At 44.4% G+C, this 23,398-nt stretch carries 22 protein-coding genes and 1 pseudogene; 11 read left to right on the top strand and 12 right to left on the bottom strand.

Annotation, left to right across the window (positions count from 1 at the left end; all coding sequences use genetic code 11):
* Window positions 1–31 precede the first annotated feature (31 nt).
* From F6K53_RS22320 to F6K53_RS45970, 9 genes and pseudogenes are all read right to left on the bottom strand, one after another.
* Window positions 32–499, bottom strand: a complete 468-nt coding sequence (locus tag F6K53_RS22320) for a DUF4870 domain-containing protein (RefSeq protein WP_293026201.1) — start codon at window positions 497–499, stop codon at window positions 32–34.
* Between the two features lie 60 nt (window positions 500–559).
* Window positions 560–1,543 (bottom strand): glutathione synthase, encoded by a 984-nt coding sequence (gene gshB / locus F6K53_RS22315; RefSeq protein ID WP_293063830.1) that lies wholly within the window; start codon window positions 1,541–1,543, stop codon window positions 560–562.
* 154 nt (window positions 1,544–1,697) lie between these two features.
* Entirely contained in the window at window positions 1,698–1,961 is a 264-nt protein-coding gene (gene grxC / locus F6K53_RS22310) for a glutaredoxin 3 (protein WP_293063832.1), read from the bottom strand.
* A 344-nt stretch (window positions 1,962–2,305) separates the two neighbouring features.
* Entirely contained in the window at window positions 2,306–2,857 is a 552-nt protein-coding gene (locus F6K53_RS22305; protein WP_293037796.1) for a YqeG family HAD IIIA-type phosphatase, read from the bottom strand.
* 671 nt (window positions 2,858–3,528) lie between these two features.
* Window positions 3,529–4,608: an endolytic transglycosylase MltG gene (mltG, locus tag F6K53_RS22300; RefSeq protein ID WP_293063834.1), complete on the bottom strand. Its 1,080-nt coding sequence runs from the start codon at window positions 4,606–4,608 to the stop codon at window positions 3,529–3,531.
* Between the two features lie 66 nt (window positions 4,609–4,674).
* Window positions 4,675–5,253, bottom strand: a complete 579-nt coding sequence (locus F6K53_RS22295) for a DUF3727 domain-containing protein (RefSeq protein ID WP_293026211.1) — start codon at window positions 5,251–5,253, stop codon at window positions 4,675–4,677.
* A 751-nt stretch (window positions 5,254–6,004) separates the two neighbouring features.
* Window positions 6,005–6,505, bottom strand: coding sequence for a hypothetical protein (locus tag F6K53_RS22290; protein WP_293026213.1), 501 nt, complete (start codon window positions 6,503–6,505; stop codon window positions 6,005–6,007).
* 24 nt (window positions 6,506–6,529) lie between these two features.
* Entirely contained in the window at window positions 6,530–6,661 is a 132-nt protein-coding gene (locus F6K53_RS22285; protein WP_293026238.1) for a YqaE/Pmp3 family membrane protein, read from the bottom strand.
* Window positions 6,662–6,949: 288 nt separating this feature from the next.
* A pseudogene (locus F6K53_RS45970) lies at window positions 6,950–7,066 on the bottom strand (YqaE/Pmp3 family membrane protein); the annotation flags it as partial.
* Window positions 7,067–7,408: 342 nt separating this feature from the next.
* Between F6K53_RS45970 and F6K53_RS22270 the strand changes: the two are divergent.
* The gene (locus F6K53_RS22270) at window positions 7,409–8,392 is read left to right on the top strand and encodes a 3'(2'),5'-bisphosphate nucleotidase (protein ID WP_293026216.1); all 984 of its coding nucleotides are present in this window, start codon (window positions 7,409–7,411) and stop codon (window positions 8,390–8,392) included.
* 125 nt (window positions 8,393–8,517) lie between these two features.
* On the opposite strand, the gene F6K53_RS22265 is transcribed toward F6K53_RS22270, so the two are convergent.
* Window positions 8,518–8,709 carry a hypothetical protein gene (locus tag F6K53_RS22265; protein ID WP_293037782.1) on the bottom strand — a complete coding sequence of 64 codons (192 nt, stop codon included), beginning with the start codon at window positions 8,707–8,709 and terminating at the stop codon, window positions 8,518–8,520.
* A 91-nt stretch (window positions 8,710–8,800) separates the two neighbouring features.
* Here F6K53_RS22265 and F6K53_RS22260 point away from each other — a divergent pair, with 91 nt between their 5' ends.
* The 5 genes from F6K53_RS22260 to F6K53_RS22240 all read left to right on the top strand — a co-directional run bounded on the left by F6K53_RS22260 (window position 8,801) and on the right by F6K53_RS22240 (window position 14,274).
* Window positions 8,801–11,179 carry a transglycosylase SLT domain-containing protein gene (locus F6K53_RS22260; RefSeq protein WP_293082234.1) on the top strand — a complete coding sequence of 793 codons (2,379 nt, stop codon included), beginning with the start codon at window positions 8,801–8,803 and terminating at the stop codon, window positions 11,177–11,179.
* A 137-nt stretch (window positions 11,180–11,316) separates the two neighbouring features.
* A complete protein-coding gene (locus F6K53_RS22255) occupies window positions 11,317–12,294 on the top strand; it encodes an ABC transporter ATP-binding protein (RefSeq protein ID WP_293063840.1) in 978 nt (325 codons plus the stop codon).
* A 254-nt stretch (window positions 12,295–12,548) separates the two neighbouring features.
* Entirely contained in the window at window positions 12,549–12,800 is a 252-nt protein-coding gene (locus F6K53_RS22250; RefSeq protein ID WP_293037767.1) for an AbrB/MazE/SpoVT family DNA-binding domain-containing protein, read from the top strand.
* A gap of 9 nt (window positions 12,801–12,809) precedes the next feature.
* Window positions 12,810–13,241, top strand: coding sequence for a putative toxin-antitoxin system toxin component, PIN family (locus F6K53_RS22245; protein ID WP_293037763.1), 432 nt, complete (start codon window positions 12,810–12,812; stop codon window positions 13,239–13,241).
* 196 nt (window positions 13,242–13,437) lie between these two features.
* A complete protein-coding gene (locus F6K53_RS22240) occupies window positions 13,438–14,274 on the top strand; it encodes an Rpn family recombination-promoting nuclease/putative transposase (RefSeq protein ID WP_293063843.1) in 837 nt (278 codons plus the stop codon).
* A 247-nt stretch (window positions 14,275–14,521) separates the two neighbouring features.
* On the opposite strand, the gene F6K53_RS22235 is transcribed toward F6K53_RS22240, so the two are convergent.
* Window positions 14,522–18,874, bottom strand: coding sequence for a caspase family protein (locus F6K53_RS22235; protein WP_293037756.1), 4,353 nt, complete (start codon window positions 18,872–18,874; stop codon window positions 14,522–14,524).
* A 158-nt stretch (window positions 18,875–19,032) separates the two neighbouring features.
* Window positions 19,033–19,161 carry a hypothetical protein gene (locus tag F6K53_RS22230; RefSeq protein WP_293037752.1) on the bottom strand — a complete coding sequence of 43 codons (129 nt, stop codon included), beginning with the start codon at window positions 19,159–19,161 and terminating at the stop codon, window positions 19,033–19,035.
* 538 nt (window positions 19,162–19,699) lie between these two features.
* Between F6K53_RS22230 and F6K53_RS22225 the strand changes: the two genes are divergently transcribed.
* From F6K53_RS22225 to F6K53_RS22205, 5 genes are all read left to right on the top strand, one after another.
* Window positions 19,700–19,933 carry a hypothetical protein gene (locus tag F6K53_RS22225; RefSeq protein ID WP_293037747.1) on the top strand — a complete coding sequence of 78 codons (234 nt, stop codon included), beginning with the start codon at window positions 19,700–19,702 and terminating at the stop codon, window positions 19,931–19,933.
* Window positions 19,934–20,794: 861 nt separating this feature from the next.
* Window positions 20,795–21,121: a tetratricopeptide repeat protein gene (locus F6K53_RS22220; RefSeq protein WP_293082231.1), complete on the top strand. Its 327-nt coding sequence runs from the start codon at window positions 20,795–20,797 to the stop codon at window positions 21,119–21,121.
* Between the two features lie 920 nt (window positions 21,122–22,041).
* The gene (locus F6K53_RS22215) at window positions 22,042–22,356 is read left to right on the top strand and encodes a hypothetical protein (RefSeq protein ID WP_293037735.1); all 315 of its coding nucleotides are present in this window, start codon (window positions 22,042–22,044) and stop codon (window positions 22,354–22,356) included.
* A 3-nt stretch (window positions 22,357–22,359) separates the two neighbouring features.
* Window positions 22,360–22,884: an ATP-grasp domain-containing protein gene (locus tag F6K53_RS22210; RefSeq protein WP_366511361.1), complete on the top strand. Its 525-nt coding sequence runs from the start codon at window positions 22,360–22,362 to the stop codon at window positions 22,882–22,884.
* 219 nt (window positions 22,885–23,103) lie between these two features.
* The coding region (locus F6K53_RS22205; RefSeq protein ID WP_293082247.1) for a filamentous hemagglutinin N-terminal domain-containing protein at window positions 23,104–23,398 on the top strand (295 nt) is incomplete at its 3' end.

Here is a 23,398-nt window from a genome sequence, read left to right as displayed (position 1 = left end):
TATCGACTATCTTGTGACTTATATTAGGGACTTATCGTAAAAATCGCAGGGTAAACGGATAACGGTAATGCCTACCATATTGAGCAGCGATTGAGGCCATAGTCACCAGCAGTGAATCAATGATTCCCAGGATACTAGCTATACACCATAACCAGAATTCTATGAGTTTAAACAGCTCCAACCAAGAGTCAGGGTCAAAATCTTTTATTGCACCAATTAGGATGAAAAACGCCCAGGCAAAGGCAGTAAATATGGTCAGGATAATGGTAGCGTAAAGGGTAATCGAGATTTGAAAATTAATAGATTCTTTACCGTGAACCTTTACAAAGCGGTATTTATTTCTCTTGTTTAACCAGATCATCAACGGGCCTGCCAGGTTAGCCAAAGGGATAGGTAGACCCATAATCAATAGGGGAATCCATAGCAGGGAGGATAGATGACACAGCATCCCCCAGATTCGAGCTTTCCTATCGTTCCGTGGCACTGTTACTTGATCCATAAAACTGACCCAAAACCGACATTACATCCCATGACTTTGCTCAAGAGTCTGGTTAAGCCATTATATTGTTTCACCGCCGTTGTTTTTAACTGCTTCAACCCAGGTAATTACCTGTTTAGCCAGATGAGTACCATCTAAGCGGTCAATTTCCCGGATGCCAGTAGGACTGGTGACATTAACTTCGGTGAGGTAGCCGCCGATAACGTCTATGCCTACAAAATATAAGCCATCTTGCTGCAGTTTTGGCTTGAGCAGGGAACAGATTTCTTCCTCTCGGGGAGTAATTTCCGTAGCCGCTACTCGACCACCCACAGCCATGTTACCCCGAAATTCCTTACCTGTGGGAATGCGATTTACTGCTCCAATCGGTTCACCATTCAAGAGGATAATCCGCTTATCTCCATCTTTCGCCGCAGGCAGATAAGCCTGAACCATCACTGGCTCACTACCCTGTTTAGTGCTAATTTCCACCAAGGAGTTAAAATTGCGATCGCTTGGCTGTAGAAATATAATCCCCTCACCAGCTTTGCCTCCCAGAGGTTTTAGTACTGCTGTCTCTTTTTCCTCCAGGAATTGCCGAATCACCGATTTATCCTGACTGACAATTGTCTGTGGCATCACCTCCTGAAACTGGAGGGCATACATTTTTTCGTTAGCTGTCCTGATGCCAGTTGGTGAATTAATCACCAACGTTTTATCTGGATTGATGTAGTCTAAGATATAGGTCGCATACAGGTAAGGTATAGTAACAGGCGGGTCTGTCCGCATCCAGACAGCATCCATCTCCTCTAGAGGTTTCAACAGAGCCTTACCAGTCTGGTACCACTGCTCGATGACGACCCAATGCCCGTCATCGAGTTTGGCTGGAGTTAGTTGCACAGGTTCTAGAAGCCCCCAAGCCTGACCCTGAATAACACTCAATTGTTGAGCCTGAGTGACCCAAACCTCATGACCTAATTCCTGTGCGGCTTCCATCAGCGCCACACTAGTATCGTGACCGGGATCAAGTTTCGGGAGAGGGTCTATGATAAACGCAAATTTCACGGTTGAATTCCCCTGTCAGGCAATTACCCTATGCTACAGCAATCCTATTTGATTCGGTAACATACTGATCAAGATCTTGAACGGGGAACGAGTAACAGCGATATACCAATACCCAAGAGCGATCCTACAGACTAGATTGTCAATCACCTAGTGGTTAGCTTGCCTTGAGCAGGTTGTCTAACTCACCCTGAAATTCCAGAGTGTGAAGCTCATCACAGCCACCGATATGCTGGTCATTGATAAAAATCTGTGGTAATGAGCGTGCTCCATTTGCCCTTTGAGCCATCTTCGCCCGTGCCTGGTTATCACCATCAATAGAGTATTCAGTAAATTCAACTCCCTTCTTGTTTAGTAGACCTTTAGCACGGATACAGAAGGGGCAACTGCTCCAGGTGTAGATTTCAACGTTTGCGCTCATGCTTGGCGATAGTTTGTTAAGTAATGTTTCTTAAATTTTACCTTGGGGTTTAGCTTGGTGCAGATTCTTGAGGATTGGGCTACGTTACTTAGGCTAATAGGGGTCAAGGCTGGGTAATGTAATGGCAAATCATAGACAGCCCAGCTCCTGATTACCTCAAGGCTGGGCTGTCTATTAGTGATAAGCGTTTGTTATATCTAGGGTCTTTATATAAGCTGACCCCATTTAAAAGGTTGGTCATATATAGGGTCTTTATATAAGCTGACCCTCTTTCCAACTGTTATCTATTGTGTCAGACAAATTTTGGTTTAGTAATTTTTATAATATTTTCTTTATATTTCAGTTTATGTTGATTTGTCAGGTTTGTTGAAGTTTTGTTGCATGGTGGTCAGGGAAACCCCTAAGGCTTGAGAGAACCACACTTCTAAATCACGCATTGGGTATAAAGACTTGCTCATCGCTGGGTCCCGTATTGGTTCTACAAGAATGGTGAACATTCCCAGTCGATTCCCAGCTAAGACATCAGTGAATAAGCGATCGCCTACCATTGCCACTTGGTCTATAGGTAGGTTCATCGCATCTACAGCTATTTTCAGCTTGCGTCGCGAAGGTTTGCGAGCTCCATATATGTAAGGCAAATCTAGGGAGGAAGCAATACGGCTAATGCGATGTTCACTGAGGTTATTACTCACCAGCCACAGGGAAACCATCGGTCTAGTTTGCTCTACCCACCGTTCAATTTCCTGAGAAACACGGGATTTCGTCACTGGTATTAAAGTCTGGTCAACATCCAACACTAGACCTGACAGCTGATATTGCTGGAGAATATCTGGTGTCAGGTCTAAGATGGAGCCACCAAGGATTAAGTCAGGTTGTAACTTTGAGACCCAAGACATATTTAGTTAACTGATAAATTGAAAGTCGGTAACTCTGTTGATTTTTGATGCTTACCCGTCAATTGTCAATACACTAAGCCCGCTCAGCCTGATGATGGCAGCGGGCAACGGTTATAGTGATTCAGTTCTATTGAACCTTTGAACTTCCGATACTTTTTAGCTACCAAAATCTACTTTGCCGATTTTAGCCCACTAATGCAAGCTGCTTAAGCAGCCAGGGGGTATCTCCCAAGGCCAAGATAGGTTTTGTTCCGCTCTTGGCGCTATTATCTGTGTTTAATAGAAAACGCAACCACTATCATGGTTTGCTTTGGTTTTCGGCTTCAATTCAAGGAACCAGAATGTTTTCAATGACACTAGATAACTAATCAAAGTCTAACATATTTTTGTAGATACTGCAAGATATTTGGAGAAAATCGTCAACAGTGGCTAGCCCCATCCGTCGCAGGCATGGTGATTATATGGCACAACCTAATTGGCTGTTATCTCCATTGGCCTGACTTTCCCCCGCACGGTCGGTAGCTGAGTAGGGTCAATACCCAGTTTTTTGAGACCCTTATCTCCTAATATTAACATTGTCGAAAATGCATCCCCGTCATCTTAGGTCGGGGATGCATTTTCTCTCAACCTCCCCAGTAGATAAAGCTTCTGTGATCACGAGTTGTTATAGTTTATTGCTTTGCTCGCCGTTCTCTACGGATGGCATTTTTAGCTGCTTCGTGTTCTGTTAGGGTTTTGCTAAAAACATGAGTGCCATCGTAACGAGCCACAAAAAACAGGTATTCGGTGTCTTCGGGATCAAGGGTTGCTTTCAAACTCCCTATTCCAGGACTGGCAATCGGGGTCGGCGGTAATCCTGGGTTGAGATAGGTATTGTAAGGGGAGGGTTGCCGCACTTGCTTGTAGGTTAGGGGCTGATCAGCAGTTTGTCGAATCCCCAATCCATATTCAACGGTGGGATCCGTTTCTAATCTCATCCCTCGCCGCAACCGTTCAGTAAAGACACCAGCAATGCGATCGCGTTCTTCAGCAACTACCGCTTCCTTCTCGACAATGCTCCCTAATGTTACCCAATCATTGATACTAAGCTGGGTTTTGTCCTGACCTTTTTGGTATACTGGTAAAGCTACCTGTTCAAATCGATTAAGCATTTGTTGGATGACTGTTTGTGGCGAGATGCCATCACTGGGTAACTTATAGGTATCTGGGTATAAATAACCTTCGAGATGAGGCAGCTCACTGGGCAACCAAGGATACTTATCCCAGGGGATTTTGCTACTAGCAGCGATAAAGTCATCAGCCGAGAAAAATCCTAGGGATTCAAAATAATCCGCCATTTGCTGAATCGACCACCCTTCCGGTATGGTGAAAGACAGCTGCATCACCTTCCCTTTCCAAATGGTTTCGGCGATTTTGGTCAGGGGTTGAGTTGGTGATAGTTCGTAAGTTCCAGCTTTAAACTCACCATCTCGGTCTACCAGCTGCCGCCAATGAGTCCACAGTTTCCAAGCATCGGCTGAGCGAATTAAACCAGAAGCTTCCAGATCTCTGCCTATTTGCTGACCTGGGGTTCCTGGGGGAATCTCGATTTTTACGAGGGTTGGAGCGACATCTTCGGAAGATTGTGCTTTAACGGGTGGGGATACCACCCAACTCCACCACTCCCAACCCTGCCATGCACAAATACCAAGGGTCGCTGGCAATAGAACGAAATAAAAAAACCTATTGGAGATGCTTTTGAGAGTTTTCATACTCTAATACACCAAAACATTAGTTTCCCCTGAATCGTTTAAGGGGTCAACCCGAGTTCAAGTCTCCTACTCGAGATCATCGAATAGCAGTTCTTCGAGCATTGGCTGAACTTGTTTAATTTCCTGTGTAGACAGTAACTCGGGTTGACCAGATTGGTTCGAGCGAGCAAAAAACAGGAGTGGCTCTACAGGCGTATAGATTCCATACTCTTGTTCTTTGTAATAAAAGCTCGCTAGCTCCTGTAGTTCCTCTGCTTCCATCGGAACATTATCGTCTTCAATTTCCAGGGTGAGAATGTCGTCTTCGTCCACTGGTGGCAACTCACCAGCAACAGTTAAGGTAAAAGCGGTGCGCTTGAGCTGAAGATTTTGCTCTGCCAGAACAGCTTGGGCGTCAGGGAATATCAAGTCAAGCTCAGCTTCATCTTCAACTAGAGAGGCATCAGCTAAGTCTTCATCATCATCCTCATCCCAAGCAACAATTTCTATGGGTGAGTCCACAGGTAACAGCAGAAGGTATTCACAACCCTCCAGCTCTAGGGAATGCTCAATGTAACATTCGAGAGTTTTACCGTTAGCGTCCTTCAGCGTAATGTCCCCTTTTGGAGATTCCCCATTTTCTTGGGGGGATTGAGATGAAAACATGGCACTTAATGTGTCTATTAGTGGTCAAGTGGTCGTGGAAAGAAATCCAACCTCCCTTTTGACAGTACGCTTTGACAGTACGCGACAGTACGCGACAGTAAGCTCAAGTGTAGACTGCTTCCCATCAGGATAGCACCAAAACCAACGAGGATAGTTCCAGCAGTTGTCTTTGAATGGGTTTGTCTATACTATTTCTACAATGATCGGCTTTCTATGAGCATAAGCATTAGTTAACTATGGTATAGCTAAAAATTGCACATTCTTCAATCATAGCGAACGCGCCCCGCGTGACCTACGGTCAATCAGTTGTAAAAAAGTGTTGTTAGCAACCTATAAGTATAACTAATCAGTGGGACTTGACATTAGCATAAAAATGTGTTTTTCTAGGAAATCAGCTCAGCCAAAATGTTTTAGTGCCATGGGTTGCACCTCAAGTAGCGTGACCTACGGTCAATGCTCTTAAGGCCAAAGGCCACGCTACGCGAACAGAGTCGCTATCGGATGCTCTTAAGGCCAAAGGCCACGCTACGCGAACAGAGCCGCTACGGGAACGCATAATTAGCACTAGCAACCCCCTATCTTATAGCAGGAGTCCTCAATTTTGTAACAAATTATACTTAATTTCCCCGTAAACGGCTAGAGCTGTGATCCTGAGCAAGTATGAATTAGTAACTATAAACTATAAAGGATTAAAATCTAAGGGTGTTATTCTTAACAATACTCAGCACTATATTCAAGTTAATTAACAGAACTAACGACCCATAATTCGCTGCCGTCCAATTCTCAAGTACTCCCAAACTGGAAATTGATAAAATTCCATCACCAACCAGACAACGATTGCCAGATGGCATAAAAACGTTAACCCTACCCAAGCAGCTGGAAGCCAAGATACAGGACTATCTGGGGCAGGGGGAAACATATAAACGGCTGCCCCAATTAAGGTCGTTGGACAAACTACAAATGCCAAGGCTAATAACCAATTCACCCATCCCCATTCAACCCCCTCTAGATGCGCCCCTGTCCACTTTTTGCCATTCCAGTGCCAGGTCATTGGGGGCTGCCGATCGGTTATTTTGAGGATTTGCCTTTCGAGATCAGCAGTGAAAATGTGGCGGCACTCGTGACAGGCAAAAGCTTCCATTAACGATAAATTTTGAATCTGACCGACACGACAGACTGGGCAGGGGTAGACTCCCTGATAGTTCAAAGCCTTATACTTCACATTCACAGGTTGGGATGATTGTTTGGACATTTGTAGTCAGTCTAATCCTTTATTTTATCTCTTGGCAATCACCCAAACGGCATGGATAATACCTGGAATGTAACCCAATAGGGTTAAAAGAATATTTATCCAAAAGGGCCAGCCAATACCCACTTGCAAAAATACTCCCAGTGGTGGCACTAAAATAGCGCATAATAATTGTCCGAATTACATCCATTCTTGTATACCTTTGGTGTTTGTTAGGACAAGGCTGATTGGCTGAAGCACTGCTTTTGCCTACTCACTTCCATTGTGCCAAATTATTCTAGTCTTAGAGCCGGGTTACAGGAGCTATAATTCCTCCCTAGTCTGTGTTCGGTTAGGGCAGAGTCCCTAGTAAACAGTTTAATCCTGATATTGATTAGCAGTCACCCATACAGCATGGAGTATGGCAGGCACTACACCATATTTGGGAAAACCAAGTTGAGTGCCTACAATGAAACCCAATACCATTAACAGAATATTAAGCCAAAAGGACTTGCCAAAACTCACTTGCAAGAACACACCGAGTGGTGGAAGGAAAATGGCACAGATGATCCGGATGAAATACATTATTGTTGTACCTCGATTACTGCTCTTAGTTAATTCCCTGGTAATTTCCTCTGAATCCGGAATTTCCTAGCTAAGATGCCAGCAATGGAGATTAGTTCCCCCTTTGTAAGGGTTATGACACCTATGAATGACTGCCAGTTCCTAGCTCTGTCTCTAAGGTCAGGGAAAAACATGCTGCTAGGCCACAAGCCTTTAAAACCAGGCAGTTCCTAGTCAGTAATAGGTAATCTCTAATTGCTAATGGTGATTACTCAAGGGTCTATTACCGATTAGCTATACCTATTACCCATGACCGAAAAAACCTTCCAAAAATCTTTTCGCCCTTAGGAGCAGTTATTTACAATGTCTTATCAACAAGAGAAACAGGTTGCGATTGAGGCAGCCTTAGCCGCTGCCAAAATTTGTGAGCAAGTCCGGAGTGAACGGGTGACTGAAGCTATGGAAAAAAGTGACAAAAGCCCTGTCACTGTTGCCGATTATGGTTCCCAGGCAGTGATTTGCCGCTTACTTGGCCAAGCTTTTCCTAATGTTCCAGTAGTGGGTGAAGAAGATGCTGCTGATTTGGTGGAACCAACCATGGCGAATCAGTTGGCACAGGTAACTAGTTATGTGCAATCTGTAACTAATGATGCTACTCCTGAGGCAGTGGTTAGTTGGATTAATCGAGGCAATGGTGAGATTGGACCTCGCTACTGGACCTTAGACCCGATTGATGGCACCAAAGGGTTTCTGCGTAATGATCAATATGCTGTCGCCTTGGCTTTGGTAGAACAAGGTGAAGTGAAAGTAGGAGTGCTAGCTTGCCCAGCTTTACCCGTCAACCTAGCCCAACCAGATGGGGAACGGGGTGTCCTATTTGTGGCAGTACGGGGTCAGGGAGCAACCATGGTACCTATTAGTGGTGGGGAACCCCAATCGATTCAAGTGACTGATGCTGGTAATACAGCAGAACTCCGGTTCGTCGAAAGCGTGGAATCTGGTCATGGTGACCATTCTCGCCAAGATTTTGTAGCTAAAGCGGTGGGAATTACTGCAGATTCCCTGCGGATGGATTCTCAGGCTAAGTATGGTGCGGTTGCCTCTGGTCACGCAGCCCTTTACCTACGTTTACCTTCCTCGAAGTATCCCAACTACCGTGAGAAAATTTGGGACCATGCTGCAGGCACTATTGTTGTGGAGGAAGCTGGTGGGCTTGTTACAGATATGCATGGTAAGCCTCTGAACTTTTCGATCGGTTCTAAGCTAGTTGAAAATCAGGGTGTGGTTGTCAGCAATGGTGTAATCCATGAGACGGTGTTGGCAGCACTGCGGGATACAGCCAAATAGAGACAGCTAAAGCACAGGGCAGATCAGAACCTGGGGCAACGATCCGGCAAGGGAATAGTATTTCTCTTGCCCAATCATCCCTGCGCGTAAACGCGCGGGGAGTTTCATTGACACTTATGGGTTTATTAAGTAATTAACCATTGGGCAAGATCTGGGTAAAAGTACCCGATCCAATATCCCCAGTCTAATGATTGGCTAACTGGAGCAGGGATCATCTCTCCTCGAAAATCCAGCAGCTGGACAATAATTAAGTAAGCGATCGCTAGCAATATCGATATAGCTCCAGTTATAATAGCGACTATTTTTCCGCGTTCCATAAGTCTTCTATCAAATCACAGCACGGTTGTTACAGAGCTTTCTATTCCCAAAATCTAATCCTACTATGGACGTGCATCACCAGGAGGCTCTATGAAACGGTCACGTTTGAAATTCTCCCGCTACTATCCTTTATGGCGCCAGCAATTGCGTCAGCGTACCAGACGACAAATCCTACTAGCGTCTAGTGTGGGATTGAGCCTACTGCTGATCTCGATCACCATTTTAGTGTTGATTGATCGCAAGAACCCGCTAGGATTAACGAATTGGGTAGTGTTGCTGCCCCAGCAAATCATGGGGCGCAGAAATCCCAAGGACACTACAGTCCTAAAACTAGCATCCCAATCCCCCGAGGAGCGGATGGCACAACTCGAAGCGATCGCAATTGGACCAAAATCCCTCAATCGTGGCCGTGCTCGTTACCTATTGGCGGTTGATGCCATAGCTGGGCAGCAGGGCAGGGAGGCACTGCGTTGGTTAGATAAGTTAGAGTGGGAATATCCAGTAATAGCCGGACATATTGTGCTCAAACGAGCACAGGCTTACCAACTCACTGGGGACAAAGCTCAAGCCCAAGAAGCTTGGCAGGAGTTGCTCCAACGCTATGGTAATCAGCCAGTGGCAGCTGAAGCGTTGTATGCCTTCTTGTCAGATGATTCACCCTACCGCAAACCAGAACAGGAATCTATTGCTCCGAAATATGCCAGAATCACCTCGACTTCTGAGCAGCCGTGGTTAGCAAAAATACAGCAGATGTATGACTTCTCTGCCGAAGAGGCAAAATACTGGGAACGAGCACTGAAAAAATATCCTTCTCATCCTCGCATCATTGAATTAATCCAGCAAAAGCTCAAGGATCAGCCCAATCAACCTGAACTGATGCTGTTATTAGCCAGGTATACCTTTGACCAACCAGGGGTTACCCTAGTGCTAGATAAACTAGTGAGTAACTACGGCAAATCTGTCGATGAGAAAAATCGTGCTATAATCCAGCCCCAAGATTGGGAAGCGATCGCATTAGCCTATTGGAAAGACCGCAAATATGCTCAAGCCAGTGCTGCTTATGCCAATGCTAAACCAATACCTAAGCATACTTACCTAGGGGCTAGAGCACTTCAGTATGCTCAAAAGCCCAAAGCAGCGAAAGTGGCTTATAAAAAGATGGTTGAGGAATTTCCCAATGCCAAAGAAACCGCTTTGGCTTATCTCCAACTCGCTGCACTAGAACCACCCATTGACAAGATACCGTATTTCGACCAAGTTATCGATCGCTTTCCCGACCGAGCTGCTGAGGCACTTTTGGCCAAAGCCAAAACTCTCGAACAACTCAAAAGTCCCAACGCTGCTGAGCAAGCCTATCAATTGTTAATCGACAACTATAGCAATTCTGATGCGGCAGCGGACTATCGCTGGCAGATGGCTAAAGAGGCTGCACAAAATGGAGACATCCTAACCGCTTGGCATAACGTTCAGCCTATCCTTAAGGATAATCCCCACAGTCTGATCGCCCGTAGAGCAGGGTTTTGGTCGGGAAAATGGGCAACTCAGCTAGGACGGAAGCAGGAAGCCGAAGCAGCGTTTAAGCAGGTGATTACCAACCATATTCAATCTTACTATGCTTGGCGCTCAGCGGTACAGTTGGGTTGGGATGTGGGAGACTTTAGCACACTGCGCCAGTCATCCCTTACTGTAAACTGGCCAACGGTGCGACCCGAGTTACCTGTGGGCTCAGCAGCTTTGAAGGAATTGTATCAGCTTGGTCAAGACCAGGATGCTTGGAGCCTATGGCAAGGGGAATTTCAAACTCGCCTCAAGCCCACTGTGCCACAACAGTTTACTGATGGCTTGTTCAGGCTGGCGATGGGAGAATACCTAAAAGGAATTTCCCTGGTAGAGACCCTCGAAGACCGAGAAACATCCCAAGAACAGGAGCAGTATCAGAAAATCAGGAAAAAACCGGCTTACTGGCAAGCCCTCTATCCCTTTCCCTATATAGAGATAATCGAAACTGAGTCAAAACAGCGTAACATTAATCCTCTACTGGTTATATCCTTAATGCGTCAAGAGTCTCGATTTGAGCCAAACATTACATCAGTTGCTGGTGCCATGGGCTTAATGCAAATGTTACCCAGTACTGCAGCTTGGGTAGGGAAATCCATCAATTTCAACGACTATAAATTAGCGGAACCCAACGATAATATTAAACTAGGAACCTGGTTTCTCGCCCATAGCCATCGCGTGTATGAGGATAACTCCGCATTCGCCATTGCTAGTTACAATGCTGGTCAAGGTAATGTAGGGAAATGGCTAAAGGAAAATGAACCCATTGATTTAGATGAGTTTGTGGAAACTATACCCTTTGGTGAAACCAGAAACTATGTCAAGCAAGTTTTGGGTAATTACTGGAATTACTTACGCTTATACAATCCTGAGGTTGGTCAGCAGTTAGTAGACTTTTTTGCTCAAGAGTGATCCAGCAAGACTGACCGTAAACATTCAGCCAGGCTCTACCGGATCAGATATCATGGATTTTATTCAGAATAGATTCAAAATCGGCAAAATAGGGAATAAATAAATATAGATTATATCCCTCATATCCCAGCAACAGGATGGAGCAATCTACTCTCACTTTACCCCTCCAACTCACCACCTCTGAACCAATCCCTGTGGTTCAGACCTCCCAACTGCGCAAAGTCTACCGCACGGGCTTCTGGCTCAATCAAAAAATTGAATCCCTGAAAAATTGCTCCCTCAGCGTCTATCAGGGAGAAACCTTTGGATTACTCGGTCCAAATGGAGCCGGGAAAACTACCCTGTTAAAAACCTTACTAGGAATTGTCCGTCCTACTGGCGGACAAGGATGGTTACTGGGACATCCCCTTGGTAATGTTAAAGTCAAGCAGCGCATTGGTTACTTACCAGAAAACCCCTACTTCTATGACTATCTCACTGGCTGGGAATTTTTGCACTTTACCGCTGGACTATTTGAAATTCCCCATGAGGTAAAACGTAAACGCATTCCTCGGCTGTTAGAACTAGTAGGATTGTCCCAATCAGCCGCACGAAAGAAACAATTACGTCAGTATTCTAAAGGGATGCTCCAGCGCATCGGTATGGCCCAGGCACTGGTTAATAACCCAGAAGTTGTATTTCTCGATGAACCCATGTCCGGTCTTGACCCGATGGGACGCTACCAAATCCGGGAAATTATTATGTCTCTTAAAGCTCAAGGCAAGACTATTTTCTTCAACAGCCATGTGTTGTCAGATGTGGAGAAAATTTGCGATCGCATCGCGATTCTCGCTAATGGGGAATTAATTTGTATGGGAGCGTTAGATGAACTTTTGGGTACCGATAACACCTACCGAGTTAAAGGCAAAGGTGGGAATATAGAGATTATCAAACGGTGGTTGATGGAATTGGAATTTGAGGATGATTGCTGGTACGGTCAATTGCGAGGGGAACCCCAAGAGTTTATGGCTTCCCTCCGGCTGATGGATGCCCAATTGATGAGTATGACTTTAAATCGTCCTTCATTGGAAGAGTTTTTTATGAAGCAGTTGAATAATCCGGGTTTTAGGGAGTAGGGAGTCGGGAGTCGGGAGTCGGGAGTCGGTAGGGTGGGAAGTGTGGGAAGTGTGGGGAGAGGGGGGAGTGTGGGAAGTGTGGGAAATTTTGATTAAGGGTAATTATCCTGAAATTATATTATATTATACTCTCTTGCCTCTTGCCTCTTGCCTCTTGCCTTTACCTAAGGGATTCTGTTCACAACTCAAATACAAATGCTATAGATTACTATTTAGTTAAAGTCCGGTTTGCCGGATTATGGTTATTTTAAATTATGGAAGTCATCAAGCTAGGAAAAAAAGGTCAACTCTCTATTCCCAAAGCAATTCTCAAGCGTTTAGGGTTGGAAGGTGAAACTATGCTACTGGTAGAAACTACTGCGGATGGTGGAATTATACTGCGTCCTGCGGGAGTGTATCCGATTGAGATGTATACAGAGGAACGGATTGAGGAGTTTTTATCAGGCGATCGGTTAACTAACGAAGAAGCCGAACAGCTAATGGGCCAACTTAAAGATGCTGAGTAGGAAAGATACATGCGCCTGTTCCTGGATGCCAATGTAATCTTTGCAGCCGCTATTAGTCCTGATGGTCGCTGTAGGGCTTTGTTTGAGTTAGCTTCTGCTGGGTATTGTGCTTTGCTAACATCGCCTCACGCCTTGGAAGAAACACGCCGTAACATTACAGCTAAGTATCCCGAAGCTTTGACACGATTGGAACGGGATTTAATCCCCAAACTAATTATTGTTGGAGAAGCACCGGTTTCACGAGTTAATTGGGCCATGGAGATGGGGCTACCTTTGAAAGATGCTCCTATTTTAGCGACAGCAGTAGAGAATAGGGCAGACCTTTTGGTAACCGGTGATAAGAAGCATTTTGGTTCGTTTTACGGTCAGATATTAGAGGAAGTAACGGTGGTGGATCCGGCAGAGGCGATCGCACTACTTCTCAACCAAGAAAAACTTTAGTGATTCCCCGACTTCTGAATCAAAAGTAAACACAGAGCGAACGCGCCCCGCGTGACATGCAGGTCAATCGCACTTCTTTCCCAACAGTTTTGAGAAAGCGAACGCGCCCCGCGTGACATGCAGGTCAATCGCACTGCTTCAGGAAAGTCCCCATCCAGCAGAATTCTTGATATGGGCACTCTGATATAATCGTTTAATGTTCGATAATACCTGCAAGTTCCTCGCTGAGAGCTTTTCGGAAGATTTTGCCTCCTGGTTACTTGGTGAACCCATCACCATGACCCAACTCAGTCCATCTGAACTGTCCCTTGAACCCATTCGAGCGGATGCTTTGATTTTGCTGAATTCTGATGATTTTGTCCTTCACGTCGAGTTTCAGACTCAACCTGACTCAACTATGGCCTTCAGAATGGCAGATTACCGCCTAAGAGTTTTCCGCCGTTTTCCAAATAAGCAGATGCGCCAAGTGGTCATTTACTTAACCAGTTCAACTTCTGAACTCGTTTATCAGACAGCGTTTGAGATTCCTGGTACTCGTCACGAATTTGAGGTCATTCGGCTATGGGAACAATCGACTCAGCCGTTTCTGGAATCGACGGGGTTATTGCCCTTGGCTGTGCTGACACAAACCCCCGACCCTGCTCAAACCTTGCGTCAGGTGGCTGCAAGAGTTGAGACGATTCCAGAAATGAGGATACAGAGCAATGTGGCTGCCTCCGCTGGGATTCTAGCAGGGCTATTATTAAAGAGGGATTTCATTAACCAGGTTTTACGCAGAGATATCATGGAGCAGTCTGTAATTTATCAAGATATTAAGGATGAAGGCCGTCACGAAGGGGAACAATCTCTCATCCTCCGCCTACTCTTGCGTCGCATTGGCGAAGTGTCCCCAGAAATGCGATCGCAGGTTCAAGCCTTATCCCTCCCTCAGCTTGAAGCTTTGGGGGAAGCGTTGTTGGACTTTAGGAAACCTGACGATTTGGATGAATGGATGCGTTCACTATCTGTTGCTGATAGCAAATCCGACTCGTAGGTTTAGCTTTCGGTGTGATTGGCCTTTCGGCCACGCTACGCGAACGCTTCATCCCGTAGCGTGACCTAGGGTCAATCGCACTTTTGTCCCAAAACTTTTTAAGAGGCTAGCACTTTTGTCCCAACACTTTTAAGAAGGCGATTGACCTTTGGTCACGCTACGCGAACGCAAATTCTTCGACAATTAAAAAAATGAGCCAATTGCAAAAAACACAATCGTGGCTACCAAAACTTTTACATCAAGGTAACTACTTGTTAACATTGTCGCAGAGATGGCGATCGCTCTCGTCAACATTGGGGTTATTCTCTAGATAGTCACGCACCCAATTGCAACCGCGTACGAGCAAATCATCCAGGTTTAAATTCCACAGAATCACCTTTCCGTTACGACTAGTCCAGACAAGGCTATTGCCATCAGGACTGAAATCTACTATAATCTGTTCGTGATCTGTATACCCTTTCAGGGTACTCAGCAAAGCGCCGTTTCTTTCCCAGAGTTTTACCGTACCATCCCTACTAGCGGAGGCAATCATCTGCCCATCGGGGCTAAAGGCTACGCTATTGACGTCATCATCATGTCCTTGGAGGTCGCGCACAAAGGTTCCGTCTGGCTTCAAGAGACTGAGTTTAGGCTCACTACTTCCTAAGGCAATCATCTGACCATCGGGGCTGAACGCTACGCTTCTAACTCCATAGCCATATGCTGGCAGGGTGGTTACAGGGGTGCCGTCTAGCTGTTGAAGCAAACCTTGACCCCACCCAGCTGAAGCAATAATCATCTGACTATCCGGGCTAAATACTATATAACTTACATACCCTTCGAGATTACGTATAAAGCTACCGTCTGGCTTCCAGAGCTGAATAACACCACTCCCCGCTGAAGCAATCATTTCGCCATTAGGGCTGAACACTACACTATCGACAGAATCCCTATGTCCTTTCAGGGTGCGTATTAAAGTCCCGTCTGGTTTCCACAGCTTTACCATTTTGTCGCTACTCGCCGAGGCAATCATTTCGCCATTAGGGCTGAAGACTACACTATTGACAGAATCGCTATGTCCTTTCAGGGTGCGTATTAAAGTCCCGTCCGGTTTCCACAGCTTTATCGTTTTGTCCCGGCCTGCTGAGGCAATCATTTCGCCATTAGGGCTGAATGCTACGCTATTGACAGTATCCCTATGTGCTTTGATAATACCTTCTTTAGTGTTGTCCAGCTTCCAAAGTTTGACAGTAGTGTCTGTGCTTGCCGAGGCCAGGGTCTTACTATCTGGGCTGAATGCTAGGCTGGTGACAGAAGACCTATGTCCATAGAGGGTGCGCTCCAAGCTGCCGTCCATTTTCCAGAGTTTTACCGTTGTGTCCCAGCTTGCTGAGGCAATCATTTCACCGTTAGGGCTGAATGCTACGCTATAAACCCCATCGTTATGTCCAACGAGGGTACGTATTAAAGTCCCATCTGGTTTCCACAGCTTTACCGTGTTGTCGAAGCTTGCTGAGGCGAGGGTGTTGCTATCTGGGCTGAATGCGACTTTCAAGAGACCACGGTTATGTCCTTCAAGGGTGCGTATTAAAGTCCCGTCTGGTTTCCACAGCTTTACCGTTTTGTCGCGACTCGCCGAAGCAATCATTTCGCCATTAGGACTGAAAACTACACTATAGACTATATCGCTATGTCCTTTCAGGGTGCGTATTAAGGTTCCATCTGCTTTCCAAAGTTGTACTGTACCGTCAGCACGAGCCACGGCAATTCTCTTTTGATCGGGGCTGAATACTACACTATTAACAACAATATAAGGCAAAACGTTCGAAGGCCGAAAATTAGCATCTTTGAGAGTTTGTAGCAAGGTGCCATCAAGCCTCCTGATTTCGATATTGTTCGTATTGTCCGAACTTACCGACCAGGTAAGAAACTTACCCTCTTGGGTAGTGAAAACCATTCCCCGCTGTTTTGAGTTGGCTTCTAAGATACCATTTCTGTTCCAAACTTTGACTGTAGTATCTCCACTCGTGGCAGCAATCCGCTCACCATTAGGACTGAAAACTACGCTCATCACCCGACTGCTATGTTCTTCCAATCGGTTGCTTTCTCTTATACCATGCACCGCCTGTAGTAGTGTTGCTCTTACTTGATTTTGTAGCTGATTTTTTGGCTTGAATAACAGCAAAAGTGGTTGCTGTAGTGACTTTGCTGCCCTTAAACTATCGACCAAGGCTTGTAACTGGTTCGAGGGCAAGTTGGCTTCTGAGGCTTCTTGAGAAGCCCTAACTTGACCTATCAGCGCCTCCCTTTGAGCAATCAAAGATAAAATGGTCAACCCGCTCAATCCCAGCATTACGCCCAATGCAATTCCCCAATTCCTTTGGGTATTTCGCCGTCTTCGCTTAACACTTCGTAGTACAAATTCCGCTTCTACTTGGTTTAACCAATTGTTATCAGGAGATTTGAGTACCTCCTTATTCAATACATCCAAATAGGGGTTCGCATTCCAAAGAAATCTGGTTTTTCCGTGATCATTCCACTCTAAGGCGGATGGAGTTAAACGACGTTGTAATTCCAGATTTTTCTCTTGTTGAACCCAATGCCGTAGCTTTTGCCAACCCCGTACTAAAGCATCATGGGCTGGTTCTACATAAAGATTCCGTACAGTATCTTCTCCTTTCACCAATAACCGTGCATTGGTAAAGCGCTCAATTACTTCCTTCACTAAACCATTTTTCTGAGGCGGATATTCTAGTTCTGATAAAAGTACGCGCCTACGGGCTAACTCACCCCCAGTCAGGGCAACCATCCGCAACATTACATGACGGATAACTTGGTCATAAGCGGGATTTTCTTTAACTAGCGCCTGATATTCCTGATCAGCCCTTTGAGTTAGCGATCGCATTACTCCCCCCAATTCAATATAATCGGCTTGAGTCAACGCCCGGTCAATAGTGATGCCTCTATATTGTGCCTCCCGTTGTCGCCTTAAGTATTTCAGATAAAGTTCGCTCAAGGCAAAAGACAGCAGTGGTAAGCATCCCGGCATATCCGCCACTTCATTAATCAATTCTTCTACAAGTTTGTGGGGCTGAAAATACATCACCCGTGCTTCTGCGGGTTTCTGAATCGCTTCGCCCAGTTCAGCTCGCGTCATCGCTGGTACAATAAATCGTCCCCAGTTAAGTTCTTCGCCGACAAACTTTAAGCCAGCATCCCTGACTTGGGGTTCAAAGTCAGAACGTAGGGATAGTACTACCCGTAATTTATCCCCATGGGCATTTATGGCTGTGAGTATCTGTTGGAAAAATTCCTGACGCTCATCTAAGTTTTGACAGAGTGTAATAATTTCTTCGCTTTGGTCAATAAACAGTAATAACTTAGAGTTGGGGTTATTTTTCGCCCAAACATCAATGCTCATTGCCAGGTTCTGCTCTGGGTTTTGTCGCTCTACCCTTGGTAACTTAGCATTACATAGCACATTATTTAACGGTTGCAAGGGAGTCTCACCAGGACGGATGGGTGACAAAATACACCATTTCTCAGTATTATCTTGCCGTAGTTTGGGAATTAATCCGGCTTTTACCAAGCTAGACTTACCGGAACCGGAAGCACCCAACACCACTGTCAAGGGATTAGCTTTGACAAAATCTTCTAACTTTTCTACTAGTAATGTTCTACCGAAAAACAGTGAACTGTGTTTCTCGTCAAAGGAGTTTAAACCGCGATAGGGATTTTGTGAGAGATCTAAAGGTGGTGCGGGGGGTAAATTAAGTTCATGTCCGGGAGAAAGAAAGATATATTCTCCCTTATCGTGCTTATTTAAACACCAAATACCAGGGGTTTGTCGTAGATGGCATTTTTCTGTGGGTATTTCGACTCGATTCCGTAAATGTAAATATAATTCGGTGGCTGTAATTACCCCATCTCCAGCGGGTTTGCCATTCGTAGCTGGAGGAATTATATCTGCTGCACCTTCGAGGGCTTCTAATAATGCTGCCGCAAAAGGGGAATGATTGCCGACTTGACCGCGTACGCTATCTAAATAAAAGTTATCGAGGGCTTTTTGGTCCGAGGCTGAGGACGTAATGATTTGCCAGGCTGGGTCAGTAATAAAACGGTCGTATCGTTCTTGGTGAATTACTTCTGGCGATGTTAGTAAATCCCTGGTGCTTGACCATTTAAAAGCACCAGCAAAACAGCAGTCGAGGATACCCAAGAAATGACGACAGGGTAATTTAATTAAAGCATCGTGTAACTTGGTCATGGGCAGATAACTATTAGTATCCCCTAAGGATGCATCTTGAGGAATTAAGTAACCAGCCGGACCATCATCCCCATTGAGGGCGACTCCATGACCAGCGAAGTAAAAGAATAAGCGGTCATTTTCAGTGACAAGTTCTGGTAAGGTATGAAATAAAAATTTGTGGAAGTTAGACAGAGTTGCCACTTCGTCTAGGCATTCCCAGACTTCGTAATCATGCTTCTCGCGGAGAATTTCCACTAGTTTTTTGGCATCGTTTACGGCGGTGTTCAGGGGAGAAATGCCGTTGGTGTAGTTATTGATACCGATGATAAAGGCGAGATTGCGGGAGAACATATAGCGTTGGGTGCATCTCATATTTGTAAAAAAGAAGGGGCGGGGGCGCGGGGAGTGTGGGGCCCGGGCGCGGGAATTTTATTATAATTTTTGCCTAATTTCAAAAGCGAGATGCACCCTATAGCCTTTCCTGTAGGAGATGTAAACTAGGCAGAAGTGTTGATTCTTAGAACTTAGAACTAAAAAAAAGCACCAAATTGTGTTATATAGCGGTTTTCAATTGGGTAAGGTACAGATTCCTGGGTTTTAGGGAACAGGGAACAGGGAACAGAGAAGAGGGAAGAGGGAAAAAATCCTGTGTACCTCATAGTTATGAAAAACGCTTTAATTAGTTCTATAATGATTTAAAAAAAGTTTCCAAAATTTGTAAAGGATATCTTAAAATCTCTCCCAAGACCGCGCTGCATCGCTTGTCGAAAATTCTCCCCATCTCCCCATCTCCCCATCTTCCCCCTCTCCCCACACTCTTACCCCTGTTCCCTAGGCAACACTTCTGCCTATTACCAATTACCATGCTTCATTGATAAATTGAACAAAATTGTTGGCTTCTCTAGGGCTGATACTAATAAAAATAACCAGATAAATAATTAGCATCAGGCTTAATGTATTGAATTCTTTCATTTCTAATTTCCTCAGACTACTTACTGATTGACTTAGTGATTGACTTAGTGATTGAAGGTATAATAGTAAGGATTCCTAAGTATTCAGCTATCAACAGCTGATAGCTGGCAAGGGTAGCTTTTCAACTAGCCCGTTAGCCCTAGGCTGAATCCTGACATTGCTGTCGTTTAGAACTCTTCAACTTCCTCTAGTTTCGTCGCTTTTTCAGGTTTTAACAGTACCCTTGTGGGTACTCTTAATCCTGGAACTCTCAGCTTTAGGACTGTGATTCGTCACAATCCCCATATCTACCCAAAGCTGGATAATCAGCTACACAGGATTTTTTCCCTATTCCCTATTCCCTGTTCCCTATTCCCTATTCCCTATTCCCTATTCCCTATTCCCTGTTCCCTGTTGTCTATTCCCTATTCCCTATTCCCTATTCCCTATTCCCGATTCCCGATTCCCGAACCCAATTGATAACTGCTATATTGGGTGGCACCGGTGCCTACAGGATTGAACTGACTATCTGCCTAGCTCATAACTCCCTTTGATTGTGCGGTCGTTTTCTTTTGTCTGTTAGTCTTGTTACCTTTTTATCTGTTCACAAATTTTTCACTCTACCCTGATAGGATGTCGTACTGGTAGTTAATTGTAATAGAGGTAATAACCTCTATTGTTGTTCACGTGTTATTCAGGGCTGATTGACTGACAAAACTCCTACAAACTATGGTATCTGCTATCCCGCTAGGGGGTCCCCTAGTTCATGTAGGGTTGGCAGTGTACCAGACAGATAATCAAGCTTGCAAAGGGCGTTGCTAGGCACTGCCCACCCTACCATTAATGACTAGCTAATAACTCAAGTTCATGTAGGGTTGGCAGTGTACCAGACAGATAATCAAGCTTGCAAAGGGCGTTGCTAGGCACTGCCCACCCTACCATTAATGACTAGGGGGTAAAACCCCTACCTAGTTCATGTAGGGTTGGCAGTGTACCAGACAGATAATCAAGCTTGCAAAGGGCGTTGGTAGGCACTGCCCACCCTACCATTAATCACTACGATTAATAACTACCTAATAACTCAAGTCTGTTAAAACGGACTAGAGATAAAGGGTTGTAGTCGGTTGAAACCGACGTTAGCTATGAGCCGTGGACTTAAATCCATGGCGGGTTTGATAGCAAAGCCCAAGATTTTTGAGTAAACCAGTATTCAAAGACAGACTACGCCAGACTCAAACCTCATCTTTATATGCCCAAAAACCGGGATTTTGGGGATTGGTCAATAACATCTAAATCGGTAGCTCCTGAGTAGTTTGTAGCTACCTAATAATTGAAGTAGCAATGGATAAGCCAATGGAAATTTTCAAGCAACGTCAGCAGCCAAAAAAAAACAATTCTCAAAGTGCTAATTTTTACTACTTTAGAGGAATTAGCCATCTAGTGGTGGGCAGATTTCAAGCAGCCATTCTGGAATTGAATGAAGCCATTGAGATTGACCCCAACCATGCTGCTGCCTATGACAACCGTGGCATATGCCTTCGAGAATTAGGAAAGCATCAAGAAGCCCTAGCAAATTTTCAAAAATCAGCTGCAATTTATCAAAAACAGGGTAAAAATGATGATTATCAGAAAATAATAGCCAAAATTCACCACCTTTACTCACGGTGATTCACTTAAGCCAGTGCAGTAGGCAAAAGTTAACTACAGCTGCGCTTTCCGCTTCAGGACTGACACAAAACTGGGCACTAAGCGCTACAAGCAGTAGGGTACGTTAATAGCGCACCCTACAGATATGGTTACTACGGAAGTCCTGAATTCTTACTCTCGCCTTTTTCATAAATTTTCAGAAAGCAGCTGATTAACTAGTGGGTTTTTCAAAGACCATGCACGATTGGCGAGGCTCGCCAACGGCATCCATTGATTAACTCATTTAACAATCATTTGTCAAATATTATTTTTATTTTTCCAAAGTTAATTGGAAATTGAATAATGACCAATGTTGGATTATTACTTGAAACAAAAGCACCCAGTCATGCAACTTGGTAAAATTCTGCTTCGTAAACGACTTATTTCTCCAAGTCAACTCAATAGAGCCCTTGAAATCCAGTCTTTAACTGGGATAAAATTGGGATAAATTTTGGTAACTAAAGGATTGATTGAATCTCAAGATTTGGACCAAGCACTTTTGGAACAATATTGGCGAATAAATGGGTTTTGGGTCATTGACTAGTACTCCTGGGCAAAATTCAAAATTCAAAATTATTCTGGGTTTTGATAGCTTTGAATGGGATCTTAGGATTAGCAGAGATTAGCTATTACCAGCAAGAGGAGCAATTTATCGGCTCCGTTTAATCATCCACCATACTTTATCCGTTACTACATCCGTTACTACATCCGTTACTATAGCAATTGCTGAGTTCACTGCTCCCTAAAACCGAGAGATTTATGACCGAATTTAAAACCGCTATATAACCATAGTTATAATTATTTAAATTGTCATAATTCATAATATCAAATTTGAAATGAGAGTAATATTTTGCGATAGCGTCTTTGACCATAAACTGATAGAACCTGATTACGAATAAGAGATGAAAGCTGCCCAATTAGCTGGCTTCATAACTTCCCTATTCAGCTTTGAAGACTTGACTGATGGCAAAGTAGGTCGTGCATTAAGGTATGTGGAAAATGCGGAAGTTGAGGAATTGGCTATTTATCGTGGATGGATGTTAACGCCTTCATCCTATGGGTTACTTTATCATGGACTTTTAAAAAAGAATATCAAACTGGTCAATACTCCAGCAGAATTTAAATATTGTCACTATTTACCTGAGTATTATCCAAAAATAAAGGCTTTAACTCCAAAATCGAATTGGACAGTGGGTCAGGAAATGAATAATTTTTAAGTAATTAATTCCCTGTTCGATGAGTTTGGTAACTCTCCTATTATTGTCAAGGATTATGTGAAATCAGAAAAGCACAACTGGCATGAAGCCTGCTTTATTCCAGATGCATCCAATAAAGAGAACGTGAAGAAGATAGTAGAAAGGTTCATAGAGCTGCGAGGTTCGGCCTTGAATGAAGGGCTGGTTTTCAGAAAATTTGAACAGCTGGAATTTTTAACGGAACATTCTAAAAGTGGTATGCCATTGACAAAAGAGTACAGACTATTATTCCTTTTTGGTAAATTGGTAAAAATGTTTAATTATTGGGATGAAGGTGACTATGGTGATACCATAACCGATTTCACGCCTTTTATTGATGTTGCCAAAGCAATAGATAGTAATTTTTTAACGATGGATATTGCCAAGAAGAATAATTATGAGTGGATTATTATAGAACTTGGTGATGGTCAAACAGCTGGGCTACCGGATAATGCCAACAAGGAGGAATTTTATATGGAATTAAACAAAAACATACGCCAGCATGTTTAATGCCCAACTGTAAGCTATAAATCAGGAGATCAATATGTATTGATTACTGAACCGGAACGGTTGGTAAATTAGGTGAAGCCATTTAGTGATAAAATTCCCCTAACGCGATCTCAAGACATAACAAGAAAGCTGAATATGGGAGCAGGAAAGCCGGTGCTCACCCTCACCGCAGGTTGGGCTAGGGCAATGTCAATCACCCTGGGTGGGGTAACCCTAGCCATGTCGGGAAACTGTGTTTTAGCCGACTATGCCTTGGCGGACATTGTTCCAGATCTGACATTGGGTTCAGAAGGGTCTGTGGTGATACCTAATACCACCGTCCGAGGAGAAATCGGGGATGTGATCGAAGGTGGCGCAACACGAGGTGCTAACCTATTCCACAGTTTTCAGGAATTTAATGTTGGGGAACTGCAACGGGTTTATTTTGCTAATCCCTCTGGGATCGAGAATATTCTAACCAGGGTAACTGGGGGGAATCTATCCAATATTCTAGGGACTTTGGGAGTAGATGGAC

It is taken from the genome of Moorena sp. SIO4A1 (genome assembly GCF_010672065.1).
GTDB lineage: Bacteria > Cyanobacteriota > Cyanobacteriia > Cyanobacteriales > Coleofasciculaceae > Moorena.
This window is presented reverse-complemented; position numbering and strand designations above follow the sequence as displayed.

What these genes read in the sequence shown, in the direction of transcription:
- F6K53_RS22235 (WP_293037756.1), bottom strand. Translation starts at nt 18,874, where the DNA reads ATGAGATGCACCCAACGCTATATGTTCTCCCGCAATCTCGCCTTTATC.
- F6K53_RS22265 (WP_293037782.1), bottom strand. Translation starts at nt 8,709, where the DNA reads ATGGAACGCGGAAAAATAGTCGCTATTATAACTGGAGCTATATCGATA.
- mltG (WP_293063834.1), bottom strand. Translation starts at nt 4,608, where the DNA reads ATGAAAACTCTCAAAAGCATCTCCAATAGGTTTTTTTATTTCGTTCTA.
- F6K53_RS22220 (WP_293082231.1), top strand. Translation starts at nt 20,795, where the DNA reads ATGGATAAGCCAATGGAAATTTTCAAGCAACGTCAGCAGCCAAAAAAA.
- F6K53_RS22230 (WP_293037752.1), bottom strand. Translation starts at nt 19,161, where the DNA reads ATGAGGTACACAGGATTTTTTCCCTCTTCCCTCTTCTCTGTTCCCTGT.
- F6K53_RS22255 (WP_293063840.1), top strand. Translation starts at nt 11,317, where the DNA reads ATGGAGCAATCTACTCTCACTTTACCCCTCCAACTCACCACCTCTGAA.
- F6K53_RS22250 (WP_293037767.1), top strand. Translation starts at nt 12,549, where the DNA reads ATGGAAGTCATCAAGCTAGGAAAAAAAGGTCAACTCTCTATTCCCAAA.
- F6K53_RS22290 (WP_293026213.1), bottom strand. Translation starts at nt 6,505, where the DNA reads ATGTCCAAACAATCATCCCAACCTGTGAATGTGAAGTATAAGGCTTTG.
- F6K53_RS22270 (WP_293026216.1), top strand. Translation starts at nt 7,409, where the DNA reads ATGTCTTATCAACAAGAGAAACAGGTTGCGATTGAGGCAGCCTTAGCC.
- grxC (WP_293063832.1), bottom strand. Translation starts at nt 1,961, where the DNA reads ATGAGCGCAAACGTTGAAATCTACACCTGGAGCAGTTGCCCCTTCTGT.
- F6K53_RS22215 (WP_293037735.1), top strand. Translation starts at nt 22,042, where the DNA reads ATGAAAGCTGCCCAATTAGCTGGCTTCATAACTTCCCTATTCAGCTTT.
- F6K53_RS22320 (WP_293026201.1), bottom strand. Translation starts at nt 499, where the DNA reads ATGGATCAAGTAACAGTGCCACGGAACGATAGGAAAGCTCGAATCTGG.
- F6K53_RS22245 (WP_293037763.1), top strand. Translation starts at nt 12,810, where the DNA reads ATGCGCCTGTTCCTGGATGCCAATGTAATCTTTGCAGCCGCTATTAGT.
- F6K53_RS22260 (WP_293082234.1), top strand. Translation starts at nt 8,801, where the DNA reads ATGAAACGGTCACGTTTGAAATTCTCCCGCTACTATCCTTTATGGCGC.
- F6K53_RS22295 (WP_293026211.1), bottom strand. Translation starts at nt 5,253, where the DNA reads ATGTTTTCATCTCAATCCCCCCAAGAAAATGGGGAATCTCCAAAAGGG.
- F6K53_RS22305 (WP_293037796.1), bottom strand. Translation starts at nt 2,857, where the DNA reads ATGTCTTGGGTCTCAAAGTTACAACCTGACTTAATCCTTGGTGGCTCC.
- F6K53_RS22240 (WP_293063843.1), top strand. Translation starts at nt 13,438, where the DNA reads ATGTTCGATAATACCTGCAAGTTCCTCGCTGAGAGCTTTTCGGAAGAT.